Raw genomic sequence first — 25,500 nt, forward strand, 5'->3', positions numbered from 1 at the left:
CGGCAGGATTTGGGGGTTGCGATGGGGAAGCTGCATCGGGTCCGTTCCCGCGAGACGTCGCGAGGCGAGTCGCGTGGCGCGGCGCATGCCGTTTCGGGTACGGGCCGCTGGCGCAGGCATGGGCTGATCCGGCCCAGTGCGGCCGGCATGGTCGTGCTGGCGGGCGATGCCGCGTTCTGGTTTTTGGCATTGATGCTCGACGACCGCGTGCTTGTCGTCGGCGCGTTGCTGCTGGCGATCGTCTGGGTCTGTTCGCTGATGACGGTCGTTGCGCAGTGGCTGGCCGTCGGCCGCGGCGCGACATCGCTGGTCACGCCGCGTGCGGTACGCACGCGACGGCAGTACGAGCGGCTTGATCAGGACGGGCGCATCGTCGCGCGGTACGTCGGCGACCGGCCGACCGTACGCGGCCTGTACCGTTGCGTTTCGCTGTTCGCATGGTGGCATGATCCGTTCGGCCTGTTCTCCGCCTCCCGCGTGCTGCCGCAGCGCGACGAGCTCGTCGTCCTGCCGAACTCCGACGATACGGCCGGCAACGGGCGGCAGGCCACCGACCAGCGCCTGCAGGGGCAGTCGCACAGCGACGACACGGGTGGCGTACGCGACTACGTGCCCGGCGACCCGCCGAAACTCATCTCGTGGAAGGCCACCGCGCATCGCGGCGAGCTCATGACCCGCGAAACCGGGCGCGAAGTGCAGGCCGCCACGATCGTCGTGCTCGACGCGCGGCGGGGAAGCGCCCGGGACGCTATCGACGATCGCGACGACGCGTCCGCTCTCAGCCTTGCGCAGATCGACGCGCAGGTCGATCGCGTGCTGCCGCTGCTCGCGACGGCGTCCGCCCACCGGCGGCTGGTCGTCACCGACGGCGTGCGCGTGGCCGACGAACCGGGTCGCGCGGCCCGACTGCTCGCCGCCGCCATGCCGGTTGCCGACGACGGCGCCGACGAGCATGCCTATGCGGCCCGCGTGCGCGAAGTCGTCGCGCACCAGCAGGGCGTAGTCAGCGTGCGGCTGCTCACCCCGTACCCGCAAGGCGCGCTTGCCGCGGCGCTGCGCCGCACCGTCGGACAGGACCAGCTGAGCGTGGAGGAAGTGTCGGCGGCGGAGACCGGCGCCTCGCGGGCTCGCGCCGCGAAGGACGGCGCGAGAACCCGGGCGAAAGCGGGAGCGCGGGCCGGCGGAATGACGGCCGCGGCATCGGCGGCTCCGGCGGGGAAGCTGGCCGGGCGTCCGGCGTCCTCCCGTGAAACAACCCGCGGCATTTCCCGTGGAACTCTTCGTGAAACGCTGGCCGCCGGCCGACGGACGGCAATCGCCAGCCGCGCGTTCATCGCATTGGCGCTTGTCGCGTTCTTCACCTTCGCCGTGCTGTCGTTGACCAGCATCATCGCCGGCGGCTGGTGGTCGTGGTTCCTGGGCGTCGCGCTCGCGCTCGTCGCGATCGAAGCGAACCTGCCGAGTCAGTCGAAACCGCGCTATGCGGCGCGAACGGCCGCCGTGCTCATCGCCGCCGTTGCGACGGCGCTCGCGCTCATCGTGCTGCGCATCCGCAGCGACACCGGTCTGTGGGTGTTCGACCGCTCCGCGCTGCGCAGTTCCGCCGAACAGATCGCGTCCTCCGCGGGCGCCGCGGATCCGCGGACCATCGCCGAGGCCGGAGCGTCGGCAACGCCGTGGAATTTCTTCAGCAGCATCGTCGTCGCCGGATTCCGCAAGCTCAACGTGCAGCTGCCGCCCGTCAGCGTCGATGCGGACGGCGACGTCGTGCTCATCGCCGTCGCGGCCGCGATCGTGATCGTCGTGCGGCTGCTGCTTATTGCGCGCCGGTCCGCGCCCGCGTTCGCCCTGCTGCCGGTCGCGGCGTTCGCCGCCGACTACGCGTTCATGGGCCGCGAAACCGACCTGTGGCGCATCGTCGCCGTCGCGCTGCTGTTCCTGCTCGCGCTGTGGGCCGTGCGGCCCGAACGGGCGCTGCCCGCACTGCCGGTCACCGCGTCGGCCGTGGTCGCCGCGCTCGTCTTCTCGCTCACACCGTCCGCCATGGATCTCGCGTATGCCGTGCCGATCGCCATCGGCAACTCCACCGGCCTGCTCACCGCCAACACGATCAACCCGATGGTCGACCTCAAACGCTCGCTCACGAGCGGCTCGGCGTCGACCGTGCTCACCTACAAGGCCGACGACCGCACCTACCTGCGCATGGCCACGCTCGACGACTTCAACGGCGACATGTGGAGTTACGACGAATCGCTCGCCAAATCGGCCGAACTGTACGGCGCGGGCATCCAGCTCGGCCACAATGCCAGCGACGACAACGACAACAGCTTCTTCTTCCAATACGACGACCCGCTGTTCCTGTACTCACAGATGCTCAGCGCCACGGCCGCGCCGTCGTACGGCGGTTCCGATCAGTCGAACGGCAACTCCGAACAGTCCGGCTCCGGGCAATCCGGCGGGCCGTCCGGTTCGGGTCAGTCGGCTGGACAGGCATCCGGCCAGTCGACCGGCCAATCGTCGATGCTGCGCAGCATAGGGCAGTTCTACACCGACATCGACGTGACGATCACCACGCTGCGCTCGCGATTCCTGCCGCTACCGGACGCGACCAGCTTCGTGAGCGGCGTTTCCGGTTGGATGCGCTCCGGGTCGACCGTGTACAGCCGCGAATCGTCCACCGACAAGGGCATGCAGTACAGCGCGCACGGCATCGGGCTCGAACCCATCTCGTCGTTGTCCGGATTCCGGCAGGTCGGCACCGTCAACACGATGCGCACCACCCTGCAGCAGACCATGGAAACGCTGCTCGAGCAGGATTCCGCCACCGCGCGGCAATGGGATCAAATAGCGGCTGACGGCCTCGGCGAAGTGGACGACGGATGGCTGCTCATGCCGCTGACCGTGGGCGATGACGGCACGGTGTACGACGCCGCCGGCAACGTGGCCGGGCATACCAGCTCGATGGCCGCCTCCGACGACGCCAACGGCGCCGGTTCTGGCCTTGATGCGACCCAGCCGGACATCGCCGCGGGCATGACGCTGTCGTACACCTTCCGCCAGCGCATCGGCTACGACGGCTCGACCTCGATCCTGATGGGCGTCAGCGACGATGACGACCGCAAGGCCATGCTCGCCGTGCACAACGGCACCATGGACGGCATCAGCGTGAGCGGCGACTCGTCGCAGGGCCAGTCCGGATTCCTGTGGACGTCCGGCGGGGCGCAGAACGGTTCGTCGTCCGAAGGCGAGTCGTCCGGCAATGCGGCGGCATACGACGAGGCCGAAAACATGTTCAAGAAGCGCGGCTATGTCCTGCGCTGGGGGCGCAGCGGCACGGACATCAGCGACAAGGAGTTCGCCGACAACATGCAGCAGGCGTTCGACCGGGTCGACACGCTGAACGCGCGGGCGCTGTCCCGCTATCGTTCGCTGCCCGACGACCTGCCGTCCAACGTCACCGCGCTTGTCAAGCAGGCCAAGGCCGACGGGATCGCGACCGACGGCAAGGGCTACGACCATCAGACCGCCGCCATGCAGTGGCTCGTCGACTACTTCACCGACGATGCGAACGGTTTCACCTATTCGTTGAACTCGCCGGACGGCGACGGCCGATCCAACCTCGACGTCATCAACGACTTCCTCGACAAGCGCGCCGGCTACTGTACGCACTACGCGACCACGCTCGCCGTGCTCGGCCGCGCGATGGGCGTGCCCACGCGCGTCGTACTCGGCTACAACCGCGGCGTCGGCGACTCGATCGGCGGGACGTATACGGTCGCCGCCAAACAGCTGCACGCGTGGACCGAAGCGTACATCGAAAACGTCGGCTGGGTGCCGTTCGATGTGACGCCCGCCACCACCGAAAACGGCAGCGCGTCCGACTCGGACAACACGTCCGGCTCGTCTTCGTCCACCGGATCGTCGGCCGACGACACGCCGACGACCGATCTCGGCAGCACCTCCGACGGCACGACGGACACGACCGATGGCGCGACGTCCGGCGACGAGACCTCCAATTCGACTGACGGCGACATCACGGCCGACGCGACGGTCGGCAAGACGACGCGCCGCATCGTGCCCGAAGACGCTTCGCCGTGGATGGCGTTCGCGATCTGGGCGTCGATCGTGCTGTGCGTGCTGCTGGCCGTATCGCTGCTGCCCGCGTTGGCGCGCCGGCTGAGGCGGGTGCGGCGGCTTGCGCTCGTGCGGCGCGGCGACGGGCGGCGCGGCTGGCTGGCCGGCTGGGCCGAACTGTGCGACAGCGCGTGGGACGCCGGCCTGCGATGGTCCGCCAGCGATACGGACCGTACGATCGGCGCGCTGATCGGGGAACGGTTCGGCGGCATGCTTGGCGCCAACGCGTCGGACGGCGGGGCGGTTGGCTATGCGCGGCACGTTGACGCGCTGCTGTTTGCGGATGATGCCGTGGCTGCCGGGGTTGAGCGTGGGAACGGAGCGGCGGGCGAGTCGTCCGCGGAACGCGGGCCGCTTGACCGGGTGACCGACGGGCTTGTCGCGATCCGCGAGGCGCGCCGCAAGGAACCGTGGCCGCGGCGTCTGCGCCGATTCCTGCTCCCCGCCTCCCTGTTGCGCCGCAGATAGGTGAGGGGCGGGGAGCTTCGGCCCCTCGGCCGGGCGGGATCGTCACGCGTCGAGAAAGGCACCTCGGCCATAAATTCCAGAGACGGTTTCCCGAGCGTGACCGAGAGACGACGTGAAAAACGTTGGAATTCCAACGAGACACGCCGTAAGCACCTCCGATTTGCGCTTGTCGCAGACCTATGGCATATTAGTCGAGTTGTCAAAAACGACCTAGGTCGCAGAGATAACATGGCGGATTTCCCAAGCGGTCAAAGGGAACTGACTGTAAATCAGTCGCCTCGTGCTTCAGTGGTTCGAATCCACTATCCGCCACGCCCCGATAGCTCAGTGGTAGAGCACTTCCTTGGTAAGGAAGAGGTCGTGAGTCCAATTCTCACTCGGGGCTCTCTGGCGGGATAGCTCAGCTGGCTAGAGCGTACGACTCATAATCGTAAGGTCAAGAGTTCGAGTCTCTTTCTCGCTACAAATGTCGGCGGAACAGCCGATGGACAACGAACACAAGAGGTGAACCAAATGGCAAGCAAGAGCGCCGACATCCGTCCGGGCATCACGCTGGCATGCACCGAGTGCAAGGAGCGTAACTACATCACGACCAAGAACCGTCGTAACACGCCGGATCGTCTTGAGCTGAAGAAGTTCTGCCCGCGCTGCGGCAAGCAGACCGTGCACCGCGAGACCCGCTGAGCCGGTTCAACACCAAGCTTTCAAACCCGACCGTCACCGGTCGGGTTTTTTGTTTATGCTGACACACATGACTTCTTTTGCGGACATCACCACCATCGGCGTGGGCGGGCCGATCGCCCGATTCATCGAACCCACCTCGCGCGTCGGCGTCATCGAAGCCGTCGAAGACGCGGATTCTTGCGGATTGCCGCTGTGCGTCATCGGCGGCGGTTCCAACATGCTCGTCGCCGACGCGCCGTTCGACGGCGTGGTCGTGCGCGACGCGCGCCGTCGCATCACCGTGCCGGACGAAGCCGCGCCGGTCGAACGCGGCGAGCGCATCGTTCACGTCAACGCGGAAGCCGGCTGCAACTGGGACGATTTCGTCGCGTTCACCGTCGAACTCGGGCTGGAAGGCGTCGAGGGCCTGTCGGGCATCCCCGGCACGGTCGGTGCGTCGGTCGTGCAGAACATCGGCGCATACGGGCAGGAAGTCGCCACGACGGTCGAATCCGTGGAGGTCTGGGATCGTCGCGACAAGAAGACGCTCGACATTCCGGCCGCGGACATGGGCTTCGGCTATCGCATGAGTCGGCTCAAGGAGAGCATGTATGCGGCTCCCGCGACGCCGGCGGCCGAGTTCTTCCCGTCGCCGCGCTACATCGTGCTGTCGGTCACGTTCGCGCTCAGGCACAGCGCGACCGGCACGGTCGGCTACGGGCAGCTCGCCAAGGCGCTCGGCGTCGAGGTCGGCGACCGCATGGAGACCAAGGCGATCCGCAATGCGGTGCTCAAGGTCCGCGCGGCCAAGGGCATGCTTGAGGATGCGGGCCGGTACGCGAATCCGGCGATGGCCGGCACCAAGCGCGACGATCAGCTGGAGATCGCGCGGCACGCGCAGGAATCCACCCCCGACTACAACCGCCACAGCTGCGGTAGCTTCTTCATGAACCCGATCCTGACGCCCGAGGTGGCCGCGCGGCTTCCCGAAGATGCGCCGCGCTTCGACGCGGCATTGCCGAACGGCGAGCCGGGCGTCAAGACGTCCGCCGCATGGCTCATCGACCACGCCGGATTCCATAAGGGCTACAAGATCGCCTCGGACGCGCCGGCCGGCCTGTCCACGCTGCACACGCTCGCGCTGACCAACCGCGGCGACGCGACCGCCGCCGACATCGCCGCCCTCGCGCGCGTCGTGCAGGACGGCGTCGAAGCCGCGTTCGGCGTCCGGCTCGTGCCCGAACCGGTCGTCGTGGGCCTCGACCTGCGATGAGCCGGGGCGGGTTCGAGACGAATGCCTCGAACCGGTGCAATCCTTCCGAAACGGGCTCTTGCGCGATGTAACACGTTTCGCTTATGCTCGACTGTTGATAATTACACGACCATCAGTCGAAACGACGCCGACAGAGAAGAGGCGAAACGTATGTCCATGCACATATTCCGCACGAAATCAGTCGAGCAGACCATCGCCGAAACCGGCGAAGCGGGACGCTCGCTCAAACGCAACCTCACATGGTGGGACCTGTCCATCATGGGCGTGGCCGTCGCGGTCGGCGCCGGCATCTTCTCGGTCGGCGCGCAGGCCGCCGCGTTCCACGCCGGCCCGGCCGTCATCATCAGCTTCCTGATCGCCGGCGTCGTGTGCGGCGCGGCCGTCATGTGCTACGCGGAATTCGCATCCATGATCCCGGTCGCCGGCTCCGCGTACACGTTCACCTACACCACGGTCGGCGAGATCATGGCCTGGGTGATCGGCTGGGACCTCATCCTCGAAATGCTCATGGCCGGCTCGGTCATCTCCAAATACTGGGGCGTGTACCTCAACGACTTCATGCGGCTCATGGGCTGGAACGCGAACACCAACCTCACGTTCGGCTCGTTCCACATCGACATCGCGCCGATCATCATCGTCGCATTCTTCACCACGCTGCTCGTCTTCGGCACCAAGATCGGCGCCCGCGTCGACGGCGCGATGACCGTGCTCAAGATCGCGATCGTCTTCTTCGTCGTCATCGTCGGCTTCTTCTACGTCAAGGCGTCCAACTTCACGCCGTTCATCCCGCCGAGCGAGCCCGCGTCCGCCGTCTCCGGCTCGATGGTCACCGGCGAAATAACCCAGCCGCTGTGGCAGTTCCTCACCGGCATGACGCCCTCCATCTACGGCGTGCCGGGCATCCTGTCGGGCGCGGCGCTCGTGTTCTTCGCGTTCATCGGCTTCGACGTGGTCGCCACCGCGTCCGAGGAAACCATCAACCCGAAGAAGAACGTGCCGCTCGGCATCGGCGTGGGCATGGCGCTCATCATCGTCATGTACATGCTCGTCGCGATCGTGACCACCGGCATGGTCTCGTACAAGGACCTCGCCGCGCAGGACAGCCCGTCGCTGGCCACCGCGTTCGAGCTCGTCGGCGCGAACTGGGCCGCGAAGATCATCAGCTTCGGCATCGTGCTGGGACTGGCGACCGTGGTCATGGTGCTGCTGCTCGGCCTGACGCGCGTCGTGTTCGCGATGAGCCGCGACGGCCTGCTGCCGCGCGGGCTGTCCAAGACCGGCAAGCACGGCACGCCCGCCGCGCTGCAGATCTGCGTGGGCGTCGTCGTCGCGCTCGTCGCCGCGCTGTTCGACATCGGCGTGCTTTCCGACATGGTGAACATCGGCACGCTGTCCGCGTTCACGCTCGTCGCGCTGTCCGTGCCGATCATGCGCAAGAAGCGCCCCGAACTGCCGCGCGCGTTCAAGATGCCCGGCAACCCGTGGGTGCCGATCCTGATCGCGCTCGCCAACCTGTGGCTCATGCTCAACCTGTCGGTGCTCACGTGGGTCCGATTCCTCGTGTGGCTCGTCATCGGCTTCTGCGTGTACTTCGGCTACAGCTACCGCCACGCACGCCTCGGCACCGGCGAACTCGACAAGGAGCTGGACGACGAGCTGGCCAAGGCCGGCGGCGCGCTTCGGTCGTGACCGCCCTCTGCCGTCACGCGCGCTTCGATCGTGACGCGCGCTTCGACGGCGGTTCTGCGGCGGGACCGCCGCCGGAGCGCGTCCGAACTGTGGACTAGGCTTGAATGAGCTCAAACTAAGGAGAACACCATGCCATACGTTGTCGCTCAGCCTTGCGTGGACGTCAAGGACAAGGCCTGCGTGGACGAGTGCCCGGTCGATTGCATTTACGAGGGCTCCCGCTCGCTGTACATCAACCCGAACGAGTGCGTGGACTGCGGCGCGTGCGAGCCCGTGTGCCCGACCGAAGCCATCTTCTACGAGGATGACCTGCCCGAGGAGTGGGCTTGGTACAAGGACGCCGCCATCGACTTCTTCGCCGAGGTCGGCGATTTCGGCGGTGCCTCCGCGCATGGCCCGATCGGCAAGGATCCGGCGCAGGTCGCCGCGCTGCCGCCGCAGAACCAGTGAGATTGCGCGGGACGCGAGCATGATCGAGCATGATTGATCCGTCAATGTGATCCGTCATCCGCGCGTTCCGCCGACATTCGTCTGACTTTCCGTGAATCGGCCGTCGCCATGTGCGGCGGCCTTTTCCATATCATGTTCATAGCACGTTCCGCATCGCGTTTCGCCCGCCGCCGTCATTGCGGCGGCCGTCGCGCCAACCAAGGGGTACATCATGGGTTTTCACACGTTCGAGTCGCCGTATGACTGGTCGCGCATCGCCGGCTACAAGCGCACGGCGAAAGCCGCGTTCGGCGGCATGATCGACCTGTCCGTCGGCTCGCCCGTCGACCCGGTGCCCGACTCGGTGCGCGCCGCGTTGGCTGCGACGTCGAATGATCCGAACGCGTACGGATATCCGGCGACGATCGGCACCGCCGACCTGCGTGCGGCGATCGGCGACTGGTTCCGCGATTGCCGTGGCGTCGACCTGAACGCCGTCGGAGCGGCCGTCGTGCCGACCGTCGGGTCGAAGGAGGCCGTCGCGCTCATGGCGTCGCTGCTGCACTTCGGCGAGGATGACGTGATCGTCCAGCCGGCCGTGTCGTATCCGACGTACGAGATCGGCACGCAGCTGGCCGGCGCGCGCACGCTCAAGGTCGCGGACGTCGCCGACGTGGACTCGTGGCGCAACGTGCCCGGCGTGCGCGCGATCTGGGTCAATTCGCCGTGCAATCCGACCGGCGACATGCTGACCGCCGCGCAGATGGCCGCGATCGTTGCGGCCGCGCGCGAGATCGGTGCTGTCGTGCTGTCCGACGAATGCTATGCGCTGATGACGTGGGGGAGCGGGGCCGCCGGTGCCGGCGCGGCTGCCGCCGGCTCCGACACGACGGCTGGAACCGTGGCGACAGGTCTTGCGCCGGCGTCCTGCGCGCTTGATGCCGATGTGTGCGGCGGCACGGCCGACGGCGTGCTCGTTCTGTATTCGCTGAGCAAGCAGAGCAACATGGCCGGCTACCGTACCGCGTTCATCGCAGGCGATGCCGCGCTCGTCAAGCCGATGATCGAATACCGCAAGCAAATCGGCCAGATCATCCCCGGCCCGGTGCAGGCCGCGATGGCCGCCGGACTGCGCGACCATGCGGCCGTGCGCGCGCAGCACGACCGCTACCGCGATCGGCTCGGCACGCTCGTGAGCGCCCTGCGCGCCTACGGATATGCGACGAACATGCCCGACGGCGCGCTGTACGTGTGGGTGCGCGCCAAATCCGGCGACTGCTGGCAGGACATGGCCGCGCTTGCCGAAATCGGCATCATCGCCAGTCCCGGCGAATTCTATGGAGCACCCGAATGCCTGCGCTTCTCCGCCACCGCCTCCGACCAGGCCATTGCCGACGCCGCGGAGCGCCTCGCGCGCTGATCCGGCTACAGGCCCAGAGTGGCGGCTTTGGAACCGTATTTTCGGCGCACGGCGTCGAGCGCCTGTTCGGCTTCGCGCAGGCGGGTCGCCTTGGTTTGAGGCGGACTGGACGACGTTTGGTCTTTAACGGTGGAGCTGTTGTCGGAACCGTCGGCGGATGGGGGAGCGGTGGGGACGCTGCACTGCCGTGCGCGTTTGCCTCGAGCGGTTTCCGCATCCGCCTCCTCCAGCAGATCGTCGAGCGTGGGCTGAATCACCGCGCCGGCCGCCTCCACAAGCCCGCTCGCGCTCATGCCGGCAAGCCGGATCTCGCGCGGCAGCGAAATATCCTCGCCGGCCGACGGCGCAACATCCATCATCGCGCGCAGCAACGCCACGCACTGCGGGTACAGGGCGCTCGCCGTATCCACGGGGCGTTCCATCGTATGCGCCTTCGTCATATACGTCAGATCGGAGAACCGCAGCTTCACCGTCACCGTGCGCGCCATCAGGCCGCGCCGGCGCAACGATGACGCCACGTCGTCGCACGCCCAGCGCAACAGGCCGCACACGCGGCGCATGTCGCGCGTATCCTCCTCGAACGTGCGTTCCGCGCCGATCGACTTCTCCGGCGCGCGCGGCTCGACGACGCGCTCGTCCAACCCGCGCGAAGCCAAATACAATCCGTGCGCGAGCGTCGCCGACCCGCCGCATGCACGCACCAGCGCATCCTCGCCCATTGCGGCCAGATCGGCCACCGAATTGACTCCCCACGCGACCAAGCGCTTCTCCAGAGCCGGACCAATGCCGGGAATGCCGCGCAACGGCATCATCTGCACGAATTCGGCGTGCCGGGCCACGGGAATCAGCAGCATGCCGTCCGGCTTCGCATTCGTGGACGCCATTTTCGCGACCAACTTGTTCGCGGCGATGCCAACCGAACACGTGACGTGATAGCGCGATGCGACCTCGCGGCGCATCCACGCGCCGATCGCGCTCGGCCGCTCCCATCGCAACAGCGCGGCGGACACGTCCATATAGCATTCGTCCACCGACACCTGCTCGATGCGGTCGGTGATCTGCGAGAACACCTCGCTGAAAATGCGATGCGACATCATGCGGTAATACTTCATATCCACCGGCAGAAACACGCCGTTCGGACACAGCTGGCGCGCGCGGGCCGACGGCATGGCCGAGTTGATGCCGTACCGGCGCGCCTCATAACTCGCCGCGGACACCACGGAACGCGGGCCCGTGCCGATGATGACCGGCCGGCCCCTAAGCTCCGGGTGACGCGCCACCTCGAGCGACGCGTAGAACGCATCCATGTCGATGTGCAGCACCGTGCATCCGGTCTCGTCGTGCCCCCAATCTCGCTTGGCGGCGGCCAGCCTCGGTGCAGTGCTCATACCACCACCATACCGGATGCTTAGAACAAACGTTCGATTCGCGTGTCGTGCGGCAGGCTGTGTGCGATGGCGCGCACGATCCGTGCAGATCCGCGTCATCCGGGAGTCCGGCAACACCGTCGTGCGGTCTCGGACTTTGCGCGTCGCCGCCGTCGTTCGGTGCCGTCCATGCCAAATCGCTGCCTGCCACACGCTGCCCACCCGGCCCCGAGTAGTCTGGAATGTCGTGAAGAAAGCAATCCTTGACCTGCTCAACCGGGTGCCTGTGTTCGTCGTCGTGATGGGCGAAGCGGTGATGATCTACCTCGCCACCGCTATCGCCAAAGTCGCGTTCACACAGCTCGACCCGCTGTATGCCGTGTGGTTCCGCGTCGGATTCATGACGCTCATGCTGCTCGCGTGGCGTCGCCCGTGGCGCGCCGCAAAACGCGCCGTCCTGTCGCACGACGTGCGCGGATGGGCCATCGTGGCCGGCTGCGGACTCGCCGTCGCGCTTATGAACACCATGTTCTACGTGGCGATCAGCAACATGGACATGGGCATCGCCGTGGCGATCGAATTCATCGGACCCTTGAGCGTGGCCGTGATCACCGGACGCAGCTGGCGCGAACGGCTCGGCATCGTCATCGCCGCATGCGGCGTCGTGCTGTTGGCCGGCGTGTCGCTCGCCGGCGCGAACGGCGGTCATTTCCTGATCGGCCTGATCGCCGTGCTGGTCGGCGGATCGATGTGGGGCGTGTACATCGTGCTCGGCCGGCAAATCGCCTCGCGCGGCAATTCGCTCGACAACCTGAGCGTCGCGATCGGCATCGGCTGGGTCGTGCAGACGCTGTTCCTCGGCCCTGGCGCGATCGAGCACGTCATCCACCCCAAGGCGAGCGCGACGTGGGCGGCCGCGCCCGGCGGCGCGTGGAAGCTGCTCGGCCTGCTGTTGCTCATCGCCACGTTCGCGTCGTTCATCCCGTACATGACCGACCAGATCGTCATGCGACGCACCACGTCCGGCGCGTTTTCCGTCATGCAGTCGATCAACCCGGCCGTCGCGGTCGGGATCGGCCTTGCGTTCGGCGAAATTCCGACGATTTGGGAGTGCGTCGGTGTGGCACTGGTGATCGTCGCCGTGATCGTCACGTTCTCCGGCGATCAGGCGCCGGCCAGGTAGCGGCGCGTGCCGGTTGGCGGCGATGCGTTCGGTTGCCTGCGCAATGGTCTGCGGATGATTTGCGTATGATCTGCGGATGTCGACGACGGTTATGATTGGCACGAACTGAGGACTGTGCCGTACGATGTGGTGCACGGCGTCGCGTACGGACATGATGCGGATTCATGTTGCCGACGACGATCGCCGTGTCGCCCGGTTGTGTTGTCCGGCGGTGGGTGATACAGTTACATGCTGTTGCGCCGTTAAGCGATGCTCAGTTGCTGAGTACTGCTCAGCAGTATCGTTGGATGGCAAAACAGTGGAGTCATGCCTGAGTGGCCGATAGGGGCACCCTGCTAAGGTGTTAGTCGCTTTTCGCGGCTCGAGGGTTCGAATCCCTCTGACTCCGCCACCAAGGGTTTTACGAGCAATCGTAAAACCCTTTTTTCATGCCAAAAACGGCGGAATAATGCCGTTTTCAAGCCATTTTGGCGTTTGCTGGCCGTTTGCGTGATGACGCGTAGTGGCGCGTGGTTATGGGTAAGATGTCCGGTAAATAGTCCGGTAATTTTTCCAACCGTCCCGGTTTTACCGGATATCTCACGAAAGGGCACAACATGCCGAGACAGACACGCCGTAAGCGCCGCAGCTTCGGCAGCGTGGAAGAGAAGACCAAAAACGGACGCAAGTATCTGTACTACAGCTTCAAAACGCCGGTGTGGGCGTTCTCGAAATGGCCCGAGCTGAATCTAGGCGATCGTCAATGGCACAGTGTCACCCCGGGCAATGAATACGAGGGTGAGGCGTGGCTGGCCGCCGCGCAAAAGGCGATCAAGGCTGAAACATGGGTGCCGGACAAACTCAGGGAAGACAAGGAACGTCGCGAATCGATTACGTTCCGCCAGTATGCCGTGCCGTGGGTGGAGAACAGGAAGAAGGCGAACGGCGACGATCTCAAGCAGACCGCGAAGCAAAAGTACCGGGAATCACTTGACCTGTACTTGCTGGACTATTTCGGCGACATGCGCATGACGACGATCAAGCCTAAGGATGTTCAACGATGGTGGGACACGTTCAAGCCGGCCCGGCTCGACGCCGACCTCGAAGATCGTCGTTACCATGTCTACAAACATTTGAAAACCATCATGGCAAGCGCCGCCACGGAACCCGTAGACGACGCCGGTAACACGCTCATCGCCGTCAATCCATGCCAGATCAAGGCCGCGAGGCCGAAGCCCAAGCACACGCCGATACGGCCCACAGCTGCCCAGCTTGACGCCTTTTTGACCGAGCTGCCGGAATGGGCGCGAGTGGTCGCCATGATCTGCGACGTTGCCGGCTTACGAGAAGGCGAAGCGCTTGGCTTGTGCCGCCGTCATATCGATCTAGAAGGGCTGACCATTCATGTCGAGCAGCAAGCCCAGCGCGTTCCGGACGGTAACGGCAAGCACTCGACCCAGATCACCACGCCGAAAACTGCGTCTTCCATCCGCGACGTGAGAATCACGCGAGCGCTCGCCGACACGCTGCGCAACTGGATGGACACACACGGAATAACCGTGCCGGCAGCCCCGTTGTTTGTCTCGCCGCGTACAGGCCGGCAGCTCTACCCGCAGAACTACCGTGGTGCCGTCGCCCGTGCCCGCAAGAAGGTGCCCGGCCTTGAATCCATGCGTCCTCACGATCTGCGCAAGGACGCCCTAAGCCGCATGACCGAAGCCGGCGCAACCGTAAGCGAAGTCATGCGCCAAGGCGGCCATACGTCCATGTCGGTCGCCAGCATCTACCAGACCACCGGTGATCATCTCGGCGAAGTGATCGACCGCATGGACGCCGACACATTGGCGAGCGTCCCCAGCGAAGATGCGACGTTCGACGGAACGGTCACGATACCACTGGCCGATCGACAGGCAAATCAGCCGGACAATAATGCGAGCGCTACAGCCGCACAATCCGATAACGAGCTTGTGGCGCTTGCCGGCGTGCTCGCCGACATGCCCATATTCGAGCGCGTGACCGTGCTGCGCTCATTGCCGATTAATAGACGCGCGGCGGTAGTCGGCGTGCTATCCGACGCAGTGAGGGTCGAAACATTGACCGAATTACTCAAAGGATGAGCGGGGGGGGGGGGGAATTGCTTTATGTTCAGCAAATAGTTAACCGTTGAAAAATCAGTCTTTTGCGCATCGAAATCATTGTTGCCGGTTTTCCGATGAAAACGCGCTGCGTTGAACGCTTTAACTTGCTATTCAGACGCATCGATTCGCAATCAAATGCGAAGAGACGGCATCTAACGACAAGCAATGCTGGAGCATTACCCAGCAAGACAAGCAGATCGGAAGTGAACGATGAATCGGAACAACGAAGAAGAACAATACGCATCGGCCACCGCTCATACATCAATGAAACGATTGGAACCGCTGAAGGAAGCCGCCGAGTCCCTAGGCATCAAAGACACGCGCGTTATCAAACGTCTTATTCGAGAAAACAAACTCAAAGCCATCAAAATAGGCAATCGTATTTATATCACCACAAAATCACTGGACAAATTTGTGGGCTGAAGTCATGACGGATAAGATTATCGGGGAACAGGGTCAGCCGCTTGCCCCCACTGATTTTCTTCGTCGCAGTGCCTTTTCCATGCCGGAATTGATGATGCAGCAGTTTCCACCGGTCGCCGAGCTGGTGCCGGGCATCGTTTCCTGCGGATTAGTATTGCTGGTGTCGGCTCCGAAACTCGGGAAATCGTGGTTTTCGCTGGGACTGGCGTATGCCGCTGCCTCTGGTGGTCGGGCGTTTGAGAAGATTCCGATGATAGCTCGGCCGGTGCTGTACATGGCTTTGGAAGATGGGCCACGCCGATTGCAAGATCGTCTGATACACATGGGGCACAGTGAGGACGATGCGCCGGAGAAATTATTTTTCCGTGTACGGCTGAAACCGAATGAAACCCCTCTCACGGTAGTCGAATCGTTCTTCCACGCATTTGCCGGTAAGAAGCCACTGGTAATTCTCGACACATTGGGAAAGGTGCTTTCGTGCTTCCCTCAACAAGGCAAGGAAGGCATTTTCGAGCATGACTATAGAATCATGAGCCAGCTCAAGGAAGTAGTCGACCGAAGCGATGGTGGCACGCTGCTAATCGTTCACCATACACGCAAAGACAACGCCGGCGATTTCATGGACTCTGTTTCGGGTACAAACGCCATCGCCGGTGCCGCAGACACGATCATGCGGCTGAACCGACGACGCGGAGAAAATGATGGTGTATTAGAGGTCACCAGCCGAGATAATCAGGAAGGCGAGTACGCCATCACGTTCGATTCAGAACATGGTCTGTGGCTGATGCAAGGAGCAGATGCAAGGGAATCAGCTGCGGCCGTGGAACGACGTCGCCTGACTAACGGTGTTGGTAATCGTATGGCAAAAATTGTCGATTTTGTCGGTCGGCAATCCACGCCGGTCAACGCACAACAGGTGGCAGAAGCCGTGGGCGGAGACTCGAAGCTAATCAGCACATATCTGGGGCGCGCTTATAAGAGTGGACTGATCACAAAAAGCGGGCATGGCGATTACGCCCCTTTGGGCTACGGGAGTGTGGAATGTGTGGGAGGTGTGGAAACGGGCGGTGAATGTTCTTTGTTTTCCACACTTCCGACAGATTCCACACGGGATGACAGCGTGTCTTCGCCCGGTGTTGGTGTCTTCGGGGGGGGTATCAGTAAACATATGGTTCCCCTCTGGTGGAGGAGGGGTGATTGTTGTAGGGAGAGAGACCTATGGCTCAGCACAGCAGTGGTGTTTTGAAGCATGACCGTGATTTCGACGCGTCTATTGTCATGAGGACGGCTACGGTTGGCGTGGCTTCATTGGTGGCGGTTGCTACGATGACGCCGGGCGCGATCGCCGCCGAAACGAACCCGAGCCCAGCGGTTACCGCTGTGGCCGAGGCCGGTGATGATCTGGCGCAGGCCCAAGCCGCGCTTGCCGCCGCGAAGAAGACGGTTGCCGAGAAGCAGGCCGTGTTGGATGCCGCGAAGAAGCTGACCGCCGGTGATTTCAAGGATGACGCCGACGTAAAGGCCGCGTCCGATGCGCTCGCCAAGGCCGAAGCCGAGCAGCAGTCGGCCGAGACCGCGGTTGCGGACGCGCAGAAGGCGTACGACGCGAAGATCAAGGAGCTGGGCATCGACCCGCAGCAACTCGCTGCCGCGCAGAAGGCCGTCACTGATGCGAAGGCCACGTATGAGAAGGCTCAGGCGCTTGCTGACGTGAAGGGCGAAGCTTCCGATGCGAAGGCAGGCGAGGTTGCCGTTCTCGAACAGGTGAGGCAGGACGCTGAGAAGAAGCTTGCTGACGCAACAGCAAGAACCGAGGAAGCAAAGCGAGATGCTGATGAAGCTGAAGCTGCAGCGACAAAAGCTGGCGCGACTGCGGAGGCTATTGCTGTTGCTCAGAAGAAGTTTCTTGAATTGAAAGCTGTTGCAAAAACTGCTCAGGATGCTGCCGACAAGGCGTCTGCGGAAAAGCGGGCTGCGCAGAAGGTCGCCTCCGACGCGAAGGCTGCGGCGGACAAGGTCGCCGGCGAGCTCGCCGCTCTGCAGAAGCAGCATGAGGACGCTGTCGCGAAGGTGACCGCGTCGAAGCAGGCGTTGGACGCGGCGAAGGCGTATGAGAGCCTTGCCATGCTCAAGCAGGCGTACGAGCAGGCGCAGAAGGATTACGCGGCCAAGCAGACCGTGGCAGGCAATGCGAAGACTGCCGCCGCGTCGGCGCAGAAGACCGCCGATGAGGCCAAGACCGCCGCAGAGAACGCGCAGAAGACGGCGGATGCTGCCACTGCCGCGATTGCGGATAAGAAGAAGGCCGCCGATGTGGCTCAGGCCCAGTTGGACAAGGGCCTGTTCGGCTTCCTCGACGAGAACGGTTCCGAAGCTGCGAAGAACATCATGAACAACGACAAGACGTTCCAGCAGTGGGTTAAGGACGGTTGGATCAGCAACGGCGAGCACAGCTCCTTTAATCTTGAAAGCGTGCGCAAGAGCCTGTCGTACATTGACTACTTCAACCAGATCCGCAAGGACAACAACCTGCCCGAGCTCAAGGTGTCCGACTACCTGATGTTCACTTCCTCCGCGGACAACGAGGCCATCCAGCACAATGGTTTCGACCATCCGGCTGTTCAGGGGTGGAACGCCAGCGAAAATATCGCATACGGACCGGCTTCAGAATTCTGGACGCCATTTACCGGTTGGTATGATGACGAAAAGAAGATTTTTGACGAAGAGGCGACCAAGAATCCAGCGCTCGAAGAGCATCGAAATGATGCGCTGTGGATTTACCAGAACTACCCGGATCTGTATCACACTGTTGGCCATTACCTGAACATTGTCGATGCCAGTGCCACAGTCACAGGTTATGGAACTGGACGTCACGAAGGCGATCCAAATCTCAACGCCCAGTATTCCACTCAGAACTTCATGGGCGAGTACTGGAATGAGCATCTTTCGTTTGGTCCCACAAAGACTTATACCACCAAGGAATTCGCCAACGCGATAAATAAGTGGGAGCAGTCGAAGAAGGATACGGTTGCCGCGTATTCGATTGCGAAGGCTGATGCTGATAAGGCGCAGGCGGAGGCGAAGTCTCTTGCCGAGACGGCTACGCAGAAGCAGCAGGCTGCCGATGAGGCGGTTGCCGCGCAGAAGTCGGCGGAGCAGGCTGTGGCTGACCAGTTGAAGGTGGTCGAGTCTGCGAAGAAGGCGTATGAGGATGCGGCGAACGGCAAGCCGGTTGACCCGCCGTCGCCGGAGGAGATCGCCAAGCTGCAAAAGGCGTATGACGATGCCGTTGCAACCGAGGCGAAGCTTGCCGGCGAGGTGAAGGCGAAGTCGGACGAGTCGACCAAGCTGAACGATACGGCGACCGCGGCGAACAAGACGCTAGCAGAAAAAACTACCGCTTACACGGCTGCGGATAAGGCATGGCGATCGGCGGACTACGCATCGAATGCTGCGCAGAATAAGTTGATGCCACTTATGAATTTGCGTAATGAAGCCGATTTGATGACCTCCGTTTATCAGAGTGCTGTCGGAGTCGAAGAGAAAGCGAGATCGAATGCGAAGCTTGCTGGTGACGCATGGAGTGCGGCGAATGACCTGTTGACGGCGTTGCGTAAGGAGCAGGCTTTGTTGCAGACCGACGCGGATGCGAAGAAGTTGGTGTGGCAGAAGGCCGACGAGGCATATTCGAAGCTGGTCGATGCGTCCGGTGATATCCAGAATCTGAAGAAGGCGTTGGATGCGGCGAACGCGAAGTTGGAGGCCGCGAAGCAGGGCCAGCAGTCCGCGCAGAAGGCGTTGGACGATCTGGTTGCGAAGAAGGTGTCCGAGGCTGTGGCGAAGGCCGAGGCCGATTTGAAGGCCGCGGTGAAGGCCGAGGAGGAGGCGCAGAAGAAGGTCGACGAGCTGACGCCGTCCACGCCGGATCCGACGCCCACCCCGACCCCGGATCCGGAGCCGTCTCCGGAACCTGAGCCGATGCCGCAGGTGGAGTCGCAGGACGTGTATCGCCTGTACAATGCGCGTACCGGCGAGCATTTCTATACGGCGAACTCGGTGGAGCGCGACGTGCTGTCGGCCCGTGGCTGGACGTATGAGGGCGTGGGCTTCAAGGCCGCCAAGAAGACCGGCGTTGAGGTGAAGCGCTACTACCGTGCCGGTGGCAAGCACATGTTCACCACGAGCAAGGCCGAGCAGGCGGCGCTGGTGAAGGCCGGTTGGACGTATGAGGGCGTCGCGTTCCTCGCCCCGGAGGACAAGGACGGCACGAACGACGTGTACCGCCTGTACAACGCGAAGAACGGCGACCACCTGTTCACCGTGAGCGCGGCGGAGCAGACCACGCTCGCCCAGCGCGGCTGGAACGACGAGGGCATCGGCTACCTCGCCGTCAAGTAGCTTCTAGGGAAAGAAGAACGTAAGGGGCTTCGCGTGCCGTCATCATGGCGCGTGGAGCCCCTTGTTTATGTTTGGCGTGTCGGCCGTCCGATCAGGTGCGGGCACTTGGAGGCGAGTTGTTCGACCAGTTCTTGTTGTGCTTGCGGGCTGAGCCATGCGGTGACGCCCATGAACGCAGAGACGGGAAGGAACGGTAGATCGTTGTCTTCCATCCATTGTTGTTGTTTCTGGTCTTTGCCGGTGAGTGGTCGTTTGAGCATGCGGCGTGTCGCTGCGATGGCCCGTCCTCGCTTGCGGGGGTTTGCGATACCGCGGGCTTGTTGCTCAAGGCGTTTGCGTAGTTGCCGGCGTAGCGTCCAGAATGCCTCCTTGTTCATGGGCAGATCAATATAGGCGGCTTGTTGGGTGGTGAGTTGGCGGTCGTGGCCCCACATGGCACCGGGATGCTGCCGCCAGTCCGATGGCATGTTGTCTAGTCGACGCTGGTAGTGCTTGAGTCCTCGTGCGGAGTGTTTGGCAGTGTATGCGAGCCATCCCTCCGGCGTGTCGTCGATGGGGCGGAAGTTTTGGGCGGTGAGGCTGGATGGTATGCCGTGGTCCGTGCAGAGTCGGACCCAGTCGGTGAGCATTGTCGTCTGCGTGGTGATCGGTGGTAGGGTCATGGTTTCGTGTTGCCGGGTGTGCCGGTTGTAGACGCGCGTGGTGTCCTCGCACCAGATGGTCATGTGGATGTGAGGCGTCCCCATGGCGGTGAACTCGATGAGCCAGTAATAGTGCAGAAGACCATGCTTGTGCTGCTGCCGGCGGATCCATGATGCCAGCATGGCGTGCAGTTGCCGGGGCGTGACGGTGTTCATGCTGTCTGCGGGTATGGTGAGCGTGACGGCATAGGGTGTGCCGGGAATGCGGGTGAAGTTCAAGCGCATGAGGTATGTGGTCAAATTGCGCGTTGTGGCCATGGTCCAACCGCGGTTCTCGGTCTTGTTGTGCTTCTGGCATTCGTTCATATCCCGATCGCTGACGCCCTGCGCGAAGCTCAAAGAGCATCCGTTGTGCATCATGCGCAGCTTGGGCATAGACCTCCCGTGGAATGACGTCCGGATATAGAACCTTTAATCAAGACAGTGCGTTGTCGGCGGAGTTTGCCGTGCCCGTCACGCTGCGCGTTCCGGCACGGCGGCGCTGCACGCCCGGGAATCGCGGGTGAGCGACCGCAGTTGGTCGTCGTCCACCCACGTGGTACGGAACAGGCTTGCACGGCGTTCGTCGGGATCCCACATGCCGCACAGGCCGGGAATATCCGGGAAGGTCCACGGCATCAGACCGGCTTGCAGGGCCGTCGAGGGCAGCAGGAGCTTGGCTTCCGCCTCGCCCATGCGCAACGCGATCGTGGTGCCGTAGAAATCATCCCTGACTGGGATGGCTTCCTTGCGTGGGTTCTGCGAGAAGCCCCAGACGAGAAAACCGCAGGCGCGTCCCATGCCTAGCAGTGCGGTCAGCCGGTTCTGGAACTCCCGGTTGGTTTTCGTATCTTGTCGGAACAATTGCGCCAGTTCGTCGATGACCAGAACCACGCGCGGGAATTGCGCCGACGTCGTGTAGTCGCGGGTATTGCCGGCCATGTGCTCGGTGCGCTTCGTCATCATCATGTTCAGCTCGTCGAGCAGGTGGAGCGCATCATCCGGTGTGACAGCGATCCGTTCGAACAGGCCAGAGGAAGCGGACAGCTCCAGTTGCTTCAGGTCGATGCCATACAACTGGACCAATCCGGCTTGTACGAACGGTTCCGCTTGCACGAGCATGGAGGCCAGCAGTCCGGACTTGCCCGAACCGGACTCGCCGATCGCCAGCAGGCAACGGTCCTGCCAGTTCACCCGGACCGGATAACCGCTGTAATCAATACCCAAGCAGAGACTGTCGAGCGTGCTTGCCGGTGTCCTGCCGAACCATCTGCCGAACAGTCGCATCATTCCACCTTCTTCGTGCGTTGCGTCCACCGCGTGTGATCGGCCGTGGCCGGCAACGGCAGCTCATCCGGCCACAGCTCGTTCAGCAAACCGCCGCCGCGTTCATTGGCCTGCTCGGGCGTCGTCCATTCCCGCGGCCAAGACACCGCATGCGACGGAAACAACGTAAAATGCACGCGCGCCAAATCCTCTTTGTCCAGCTCCGTCGTGCTCTTCAAACGAGCCACAATCAACCGCTTGACCGGCAGCACGTCCCACAGGTAAAAACCGACGATAGCCAAAACCGCGACGGCGACCACCAGCGCGATGACACACGCTACCGTGAACGCTCCCATAACAACCTCAGTTACGGACGGTCAGTCATTTTTCTGACCGACCGGCGTCACGGCATCGGCCGAGAAAGAAATGCCGTCGGAGACGCGCCCATTCTCCCGAATGGAGTAATGCGAGGCCACGCAGCCGCGAATGGACACACGGCAATTCGGCGCGTATGCGGGTGTCGTCGAGCTAGGTGCGGTGACGGGCAGTATTTCCGGACGCCGTCCCTTCGGAATAATCGTCAGGTCATATTCCCATAGGGGCACGTTATCCGCATTCCTTCGCTGCGCGCCTGCGTTATCCAAACGCGGCCGCACCAAAGCCAGCGTCGCGCCGGCAAACGGCGATGCTGTGGCATCCACAGGAAAACGATTCAAAGCCACAAGAACCTCCTTGCCGAATGCATATATATTCATTACATTGCATATATACGTTTAGTGGTTTCCGTGCGGATTTGCAAGTGCGACCTGAAACTTCGTGGGAGACAATCTGTGGCGAACTGCAATCCCGTTGCTCTGATACAGTGAGGCGCGACGCCGTAACATGCGGCGTTCCCGTTGATATGACGGGCCATATCGGCGTGAGCCGATAAGAAAAGGCCCGACGCTGCGAACATCGGGCCTTTACTGGGTTATCGGCTTACGCCCTTAACCTAAAGGGTACGAAATGAATCATATCACGATGCACGGCAGTCTGACCGTGAACGGGCGCACGGTGATCGTCCATGTGGGCGACAACGAGGCAACGGCCACGGTTGACGGCACGCACTTCAACGTGCGCAGTCTCTGGCAGTTCTATCAGCTGCTGAGGCTGCTCGTGTAGCGGTCATTAAGGGTGCGGCTTCCCTTGTGGGCGTCGCGCCCGTACCCCTTGTATGGGCGAGCGGCAACGTCGGCGAGCGCTTGTAGCCCGATATTCAGCGGGCGGCGTAACGACGCGCCGAAGAGCGTAGATAATCGTTATTTATCCGGTAAATAGTCCGGTACATGGTTTGTTCGATGTTTCAAATGTCAATGATTGCAACGGTTTACATGAAGATCGGTGGTATCCCTCTGACTCCGCGGACAAGGGTTTCCGGTACTTCCCGGAAGCCCTTTTTTCGTCTTGGGAATGTTGGAATACCCCCGAATCCGGCCGGAACGCCATACGAAGTCTTTTCCTAGATGTATTGGTCCCCGGGCTGTCTCCGATGGGAGATGTTGTGGGTGTGGCCGGTACGCTGTCAGTATTCGTGGGCATAGATGGTACATGAACGGGCTGGAACGGGGCTGTTCGTGTACCGGTTATGCCCACGATCTCGCAAATGGACTGTCTATGCCCACGACTGGTGGTTGGCGATGGACGGGTTATGCCCACGATTGGGATTCGCCCGCCGATAGGACTGGCTCGGGGCGCCCGTATTGTCCCGTCTATGCCCATTACGAGGAATGAGAATGTGCTATATACGTTTTGCGAGGCAAATGCTGATGCTTGCATGAGTCTATCTGCGTTCTGAGAGGCAGTCCTCATGTGGAATCATTGCGGCTGGTTGTTGAAGTGCGTTGTTTTCCAACATGGAATCAGGCGTATGCCTGCTTGTGGCTGCCTCTCGGAGCTCGAGTAGAACCATGCGGAATGTGGAAACTGTCTCTCAGATTGCAAGTAATGCTCGAGTAGTGCTCGAGCATATCGTGGAATCGCACATCGGGTGCGCGAACGCCGTTACGTGCACCACAATGTGCGGCGAAGGACGGAGGTGACGGAAGACCCCGCTCGGGGGAAAGGAACGGGCGTTGACTACGTAGTAAGCGGAGCCGGAGGTACGCCCTTGTCCGTCCGTCTCCGTGGTTTATTCTACCGGTTTGAGTCCGTGAAACGCCAAGAACGATGTCTGATTTCTGAGACAAATATCGGAAAAATGTCACGTCAAACGATTGTTGCCATTACTGCGGTGTGGAATGTTTCACGGAACATGCGACCAATGCCGGTAGGCTAGGGCACAAGAGAAAGAGCAGCATGCGACGTCGCTGAAGATGGCGACGCCGCTATGGAAGATGAGGTGTGCCATGGGCCGTATGGGAGATGCGGTGCAGGATGATGGTCCGCGCGATCAAGAAGACCAAGCGGCCCATGTCGGGACGCGAAACGGAGCCGCACGGCGCAACAGCCGGATCGACGATGATGCTCGGCTTGCTGCAGCTGATCATCGTTCCGCCGCTGACGTTTCCGGAAATTCCGCCCGCCCCGCCCATGCGCGCCACGCGGTGCATCGTCGTCGCACGACGACCATCGCGTCGCCGATTCTGCCGCTGATCGTGCTGGCCGTCGCGCTGATGTGCGCAATCGGTTGGGCGATCGCAGGTCAGGCTCAGCGCAACGGCTGGTTCGGTCTTGACGACCGGCAGACGCAGGCACAGTCATCCGCGCAGCAGCAGGCATCGCCGAACGGCGACGCGACCGACACCAACAACGCAGCCGGAGCAAGCGCGCTCAACAAGTCCGAATCCGCACCCAAGCCCGCCGCCGAACATCACGGCAACTCGCCCGACTGCCCGGATACGGACTGCATCTCCATCCTCGTCAACGGCGACCTGCTGTTCCATGCCGGACTGTGGAACCAGTTCGCGGTCAACCCGACCGCCACCGACGGCACTGCGTTCGACTTCACGAACCTATTCGAGCCGATGCGCAAGTACATCGACGCGTCCGACATCGCGATCTGCGAATTCGAAACGCCCGTCGCGCAACGCGGCGGCCCGTACTCCGCCTACCCGATCTTCAACATTCCGCCCGAAGTCGCCGACGCGGCGGCGCACGTCGGCTACCGCGCCTGCACGCACGCCACCAACCATTCGTGGGATCAGGGCGCGGCCGGCATCGCCCGTCTGTGGGACACGCTCGAGGCCGACGGCATCGCGCAAACCGGTTCGTATAAGACCGAGGCCGACTCGACCAAGCCGCTTGTCATCGACTCGCCGACCGGCGGCGGCAAACTCGGCCTCGTCACCGGCACCGTCTCGCTCAACGGCATGACCGCCGATCAGGACTGGCAGGTCGACCGGCTGCGCGAAAGCGGCGACCCGCATCACCAGTCCGATATCGACCGCGCCGTCGCCAAAGCCAAGGCCGCGCGCGAACAGGGCGCCGACGTGGTCGCCGTCGCCATGCACTCCGTGCAGGAATACCTCGACTACGCTGATTCGTGGCAGGTCTCCGAAGCGCACGAGCTCGCCGACACGGGCGCGTTCGACGTGATCTACGGCGCCGGCTGCCATTGTGCGCAGCCGATCGAAAACTATAACGGCACGTGGATCGTCTACGGTCTCGGCAACGCCGTCACCGAATCCGCCGGGCCCGACACGATCGTCAACAATCAGGGCGTCACCGCACGCATCCAATTCGCCGGCAAAAAGGGCCAATCCGGCACATGGCGTGTCTCCCGCATCGACTGGACGCCCAGCGCCAACGAGACGCGCGGCAAATACCAGTGGTGTTCGCTCGCCTCCGACCACCCCGACGGCACCTGTTGGAACGAGACGCAGGACGCGGCCGTGCGCGAGCGTATTGCGAACGTGATCTATTCGATGGGCGCGGATCGCAACGTCGTGCGCGAATGGAACATCACCGCCGAACAGGCCGCGCGACAGCGGCCCAGCAAGTAAACTGAGCCGA

18 protein-coding genes and 4 tRNA genes are annotated in these 25,500 nt (G+C 62.8%); 17 read left to right on the plus strand and 5 right to left on the minus strand.

Annotated elements, in window-relative coordinates; translation table 11 throughout:
• Positions 1–21: 21 nt before the first annotated feature.
• From KIH79_RS05365 to dapC, 9 genes are all read left to right on the plus strand, one after another.
• Positions 22–4,602 (plus strand): transglutaminaseTgpA domain-containing protein, encoded by a 4,581-nt coding sequence (locus KIH79_RS05365; protein WP_219058465.1) that lies wholly within the window; start codon positions 22–24, stop codon positions 4,600–4,602.
• Positions 4,603–4,832: 230 nt separating this feature from the next.
• Positions 4,833–4,914: transfer RNA gene (locus tag KIH79_RS05370), tRNA-Tyr, on the plus strand.
• Between the two features lies 1 nt (position 4,915).
• Positions 4,916–4,987: transfer RNA gene (locus KIH79_RS05375), tRNA-Thr, on the plus strand.
• 4 nt (positions 4,988–4,991) lie between these two features.
• A tRNA-Met gene (locus KIH79_RS05380) sits at positions 4,992–5,065 on the plus strand.
• 50 nt (positions 5,066–5,115) lie between these two features.
• The gene (rpmG, locus tag KIH79_RS05385) at positions 5,116–5,286 is read left to right on the plus strand and encodes a 50S ribosomal protein L33 (protein ID WP_003814458.1); all 171 of its coding nucleotides are present in this window, start codon (positions 5,116–5,118) and stop codon (positions 5,284–5,286) included.
• Between the two features lie 67 nt (positions 5,287–5,353).
• Positions 5,354–6,538 (plus strand): UDP-N-acetylmuramate dehydrogenase, encoded by a 1,185-nt coding sequence (locus KIH79_RS05390; RefSeq protein WP_219058466.1) that lies wholly within the window; start codon positions 5,354–5,356, stop codon positions 6,536–6,538.
• Between the two features lie 156 nt (positions 6,539–6,694).
• Positions 6,695–8,227, plus strand: coding sequence for an amino acid permease (locus KIH79_RS05395; RefSeq protein ID WP_219058495.1), 1,533 nt, complete (start codon positions 6,695–6,697; stop codon positions 8,225–8,227).
• Between the two features lie 129 nt (positions 8,228–8,356).
• Positions 8,357–8,677, plus strand: a complete 321-nt coding sequence (gene fdxA, locus KIH79_RS05400; protein ID WP_033493877.1) for a ferredoxin — start codon at positions 8,357–8,359, stop codon at positions 8,675–8,677.
• Between the two features lie 211 nt (positions 8,678–8,888).
• A complete protein-coding gene (dapC, locus tag KIH79_RS05405; RefSeq protein ID WP_219058467.1) occupies positions 8,889–10,076 on the plus strand; it encodes a succinyldiaminopimelate transaminase in 1,188 nt (395 codons plus the stop codon).
• Positions 10,077–10,081: 5 nt separating this feature from the next.
• Here dapC and dinB read toward each other — a convergent pair whose 3' ends face one another.
• The gene (dinB, locus tag KIH79_RS05410) at positions 10,082–11,464 is read right to left on the minus strand and encodes a DNA polymerase IV (protein ID WP_219058468.1); all 1,383 of its coding nucleotides are present in this window, start codon (positions 11,462–11,464) and stop codon (positions 10,082–10,084) included.
• 226 nt (positions 11,465–11,690) lie between these two features.
• Here dinB and KIH79_RS05415 point away from each other — a divergent pair, with 226 nt between their 5' ends.
• The 6 genes from KIH79_RS05415 (at position 11,691) to KIH79_RS05440 (ending at position 19,564) form a co-directional block, all read left to right on the plus strand.
• Positions 11,691–12,626 (plus strand): EamA family transporter, encoded by a 936-nt coding sequence (locus KIH79_RS05415; protein WP_219058469.1) that lies wholly within the window; start codon positions 11,691–11,693, stop codon positions 12,624–12,626.
• A 300-nt stretch (positions 12,627–12,926) separates the two neighbouring features.
• Positions 12,927–13,017, plus strand: a tRNA-Ser gene (locus KIH79_RS05420).
• A 205-nt stretch (positions 13,018–13,222) separates the two neighbouring features.
• On the plus strand, positions 13,223–14,722 hold the full coding sequence (locus KIH79_RS05425) for a tyrosine-type recombinase/integrase (protein ID WP_219058470.1): 1,500 nt from the start codon (positions 13,223–13,225) through the stop codon (positions 14,720–14,722).
• A gap of 231 nt (positions 14,723–14,953) precedes the next feature.
• Positions 14,954–15,166: a helix-turn-helix domain-containing protein gene (locus tag KIH79_RS05430; RefSeq protein ID WP_219058471.1), complete on the plus strand. Its 213-nt coding sequence runs from the start codon at positions 14,954–14,956 to the stop codon at positions 15,164–15,166.
• Positions 15,167–15,170: 4 nt separating this feature from the next.
• Complete coding sequence (locus tag KIH79_RS05435; protein WP_219058472.1) at positions 15,171–16,412, plus strand: AAA family ATPase; 1,242 nt, start codon at positions 15,171–15,173, stop codon at positions 16,410–16,412.
• Positions 16,385–19,564, plus strand: a complete 3,180-nt coding sequence (locus tag KIH79_RS05440) for a CAP domain-containing protein (protein ID WP_219058473.1) — start codon at positions 16,385–16,387, stop codon at positions 19,562–19,564. Before KIH79_RS05435 ends, KIH79_RS05440 begins: the two co-directional genes overlap by 28 nt.
• Before the next feature lie 65 nt (positions 19,565–19,629).
• Here the strand turns inward: KIH79_RS05440 and KIH79_RS05445 are convergent, their stop codons facing one another.
• From KIH79_RS05445 to KIH79_RS05460, 4 genes are all read right to left on the minus strand, one after another.
• Positions 19,630–20,640: a rolling circle replication-associated protein gene (locus KIH79_RS05445; protein WP_219058474.1), complete on the minus strand. Its 1,011-nt coding sequence runs from the start codon at positions 20,638–20,640 to the stop codon at positions 19,630–19,632.
• A 78-nt stretch (positions 20,641–20,718) separates the two neighbouring features.
• Complete coding sequence (locus KIH79_RS05450) at positions 20,719–21,534, minus strand: FtsK/SpoIIIE domain-containing protein (protein WP_219058475.1); 816 nt, start codon at positions 21,532–21,534, stop codon at positions 20,719–20,721.
• Positions 21,531–21,866: a hypothetical protein gene (locus KIH79_RS05455; RefSeq protein WP_219058476.1), complete on the minus strand. Its 336-nt coding sequence runs from the start codon at positions 21,864–21,866 to the stop codon at positions 21,531–21,533. The genes KIH79_RS05450 and KIH79_RS05455 overlap by 4 nt, the downstream gene beginning before the upstream one ends.
• 21 nt (positions 21,867–21,887) lie before the next feature.
• Positions 21,888–22,232 (minus strand): hypothetical protein, encoded by a 345-nt coding sequence (locus tag KIH79_RS05460; RefSeq protein ID WP_219058477.1) that lies wholly within the window; start codon positions 22,230–22,232, stop codon positions 21,888–21,890.
• A gap of 283 nt (positions 22,233–22,515) precedes the next feature.
• Between KIH79_RS05460 and KIH79_RS05465 the strand changes: the two genes are divergently transcribed.
• Together KIH79_RS05465 and KIH79_RS05470 are read left to right on the plus strand one after the other, a co-directional pair.
• On the plus strand, positions 22,516–22,671 hold the full coding sequence (locus KIH79_RS05465; RefSeq protein WP_219058478.1) for a hypothetical protein: 156 nt from the start codon (positions 22,516–22,518) through the stop codon (positions 22,669–22,671).
• A 1,421-nt stretch (positions 22,672–24,092) separates the two neighbouring features.
• Complete coding sequence (locus KIH79_RS05470) at positions 24,093–25,490, plus strand: CapA family protein (protein ID WP_420829355.1); 1,398 nt, start codon at positions 24,093–24,095, stop codon at positions 25,488–25,490.
• Positions 25,491–25,500: the final 10 nt, after the last annotated feature.

The organism is Bifidobacterium miconis, assembly GCF_019331735.1.
In the GTDB taxonomy this organism is placed as follows: Bacteria; Actinomycetota; Actinomycetes; order Actinomycetales; family Bifidobacteriaceae; genus Bifidobacterium; species Bifidobacterium miconis.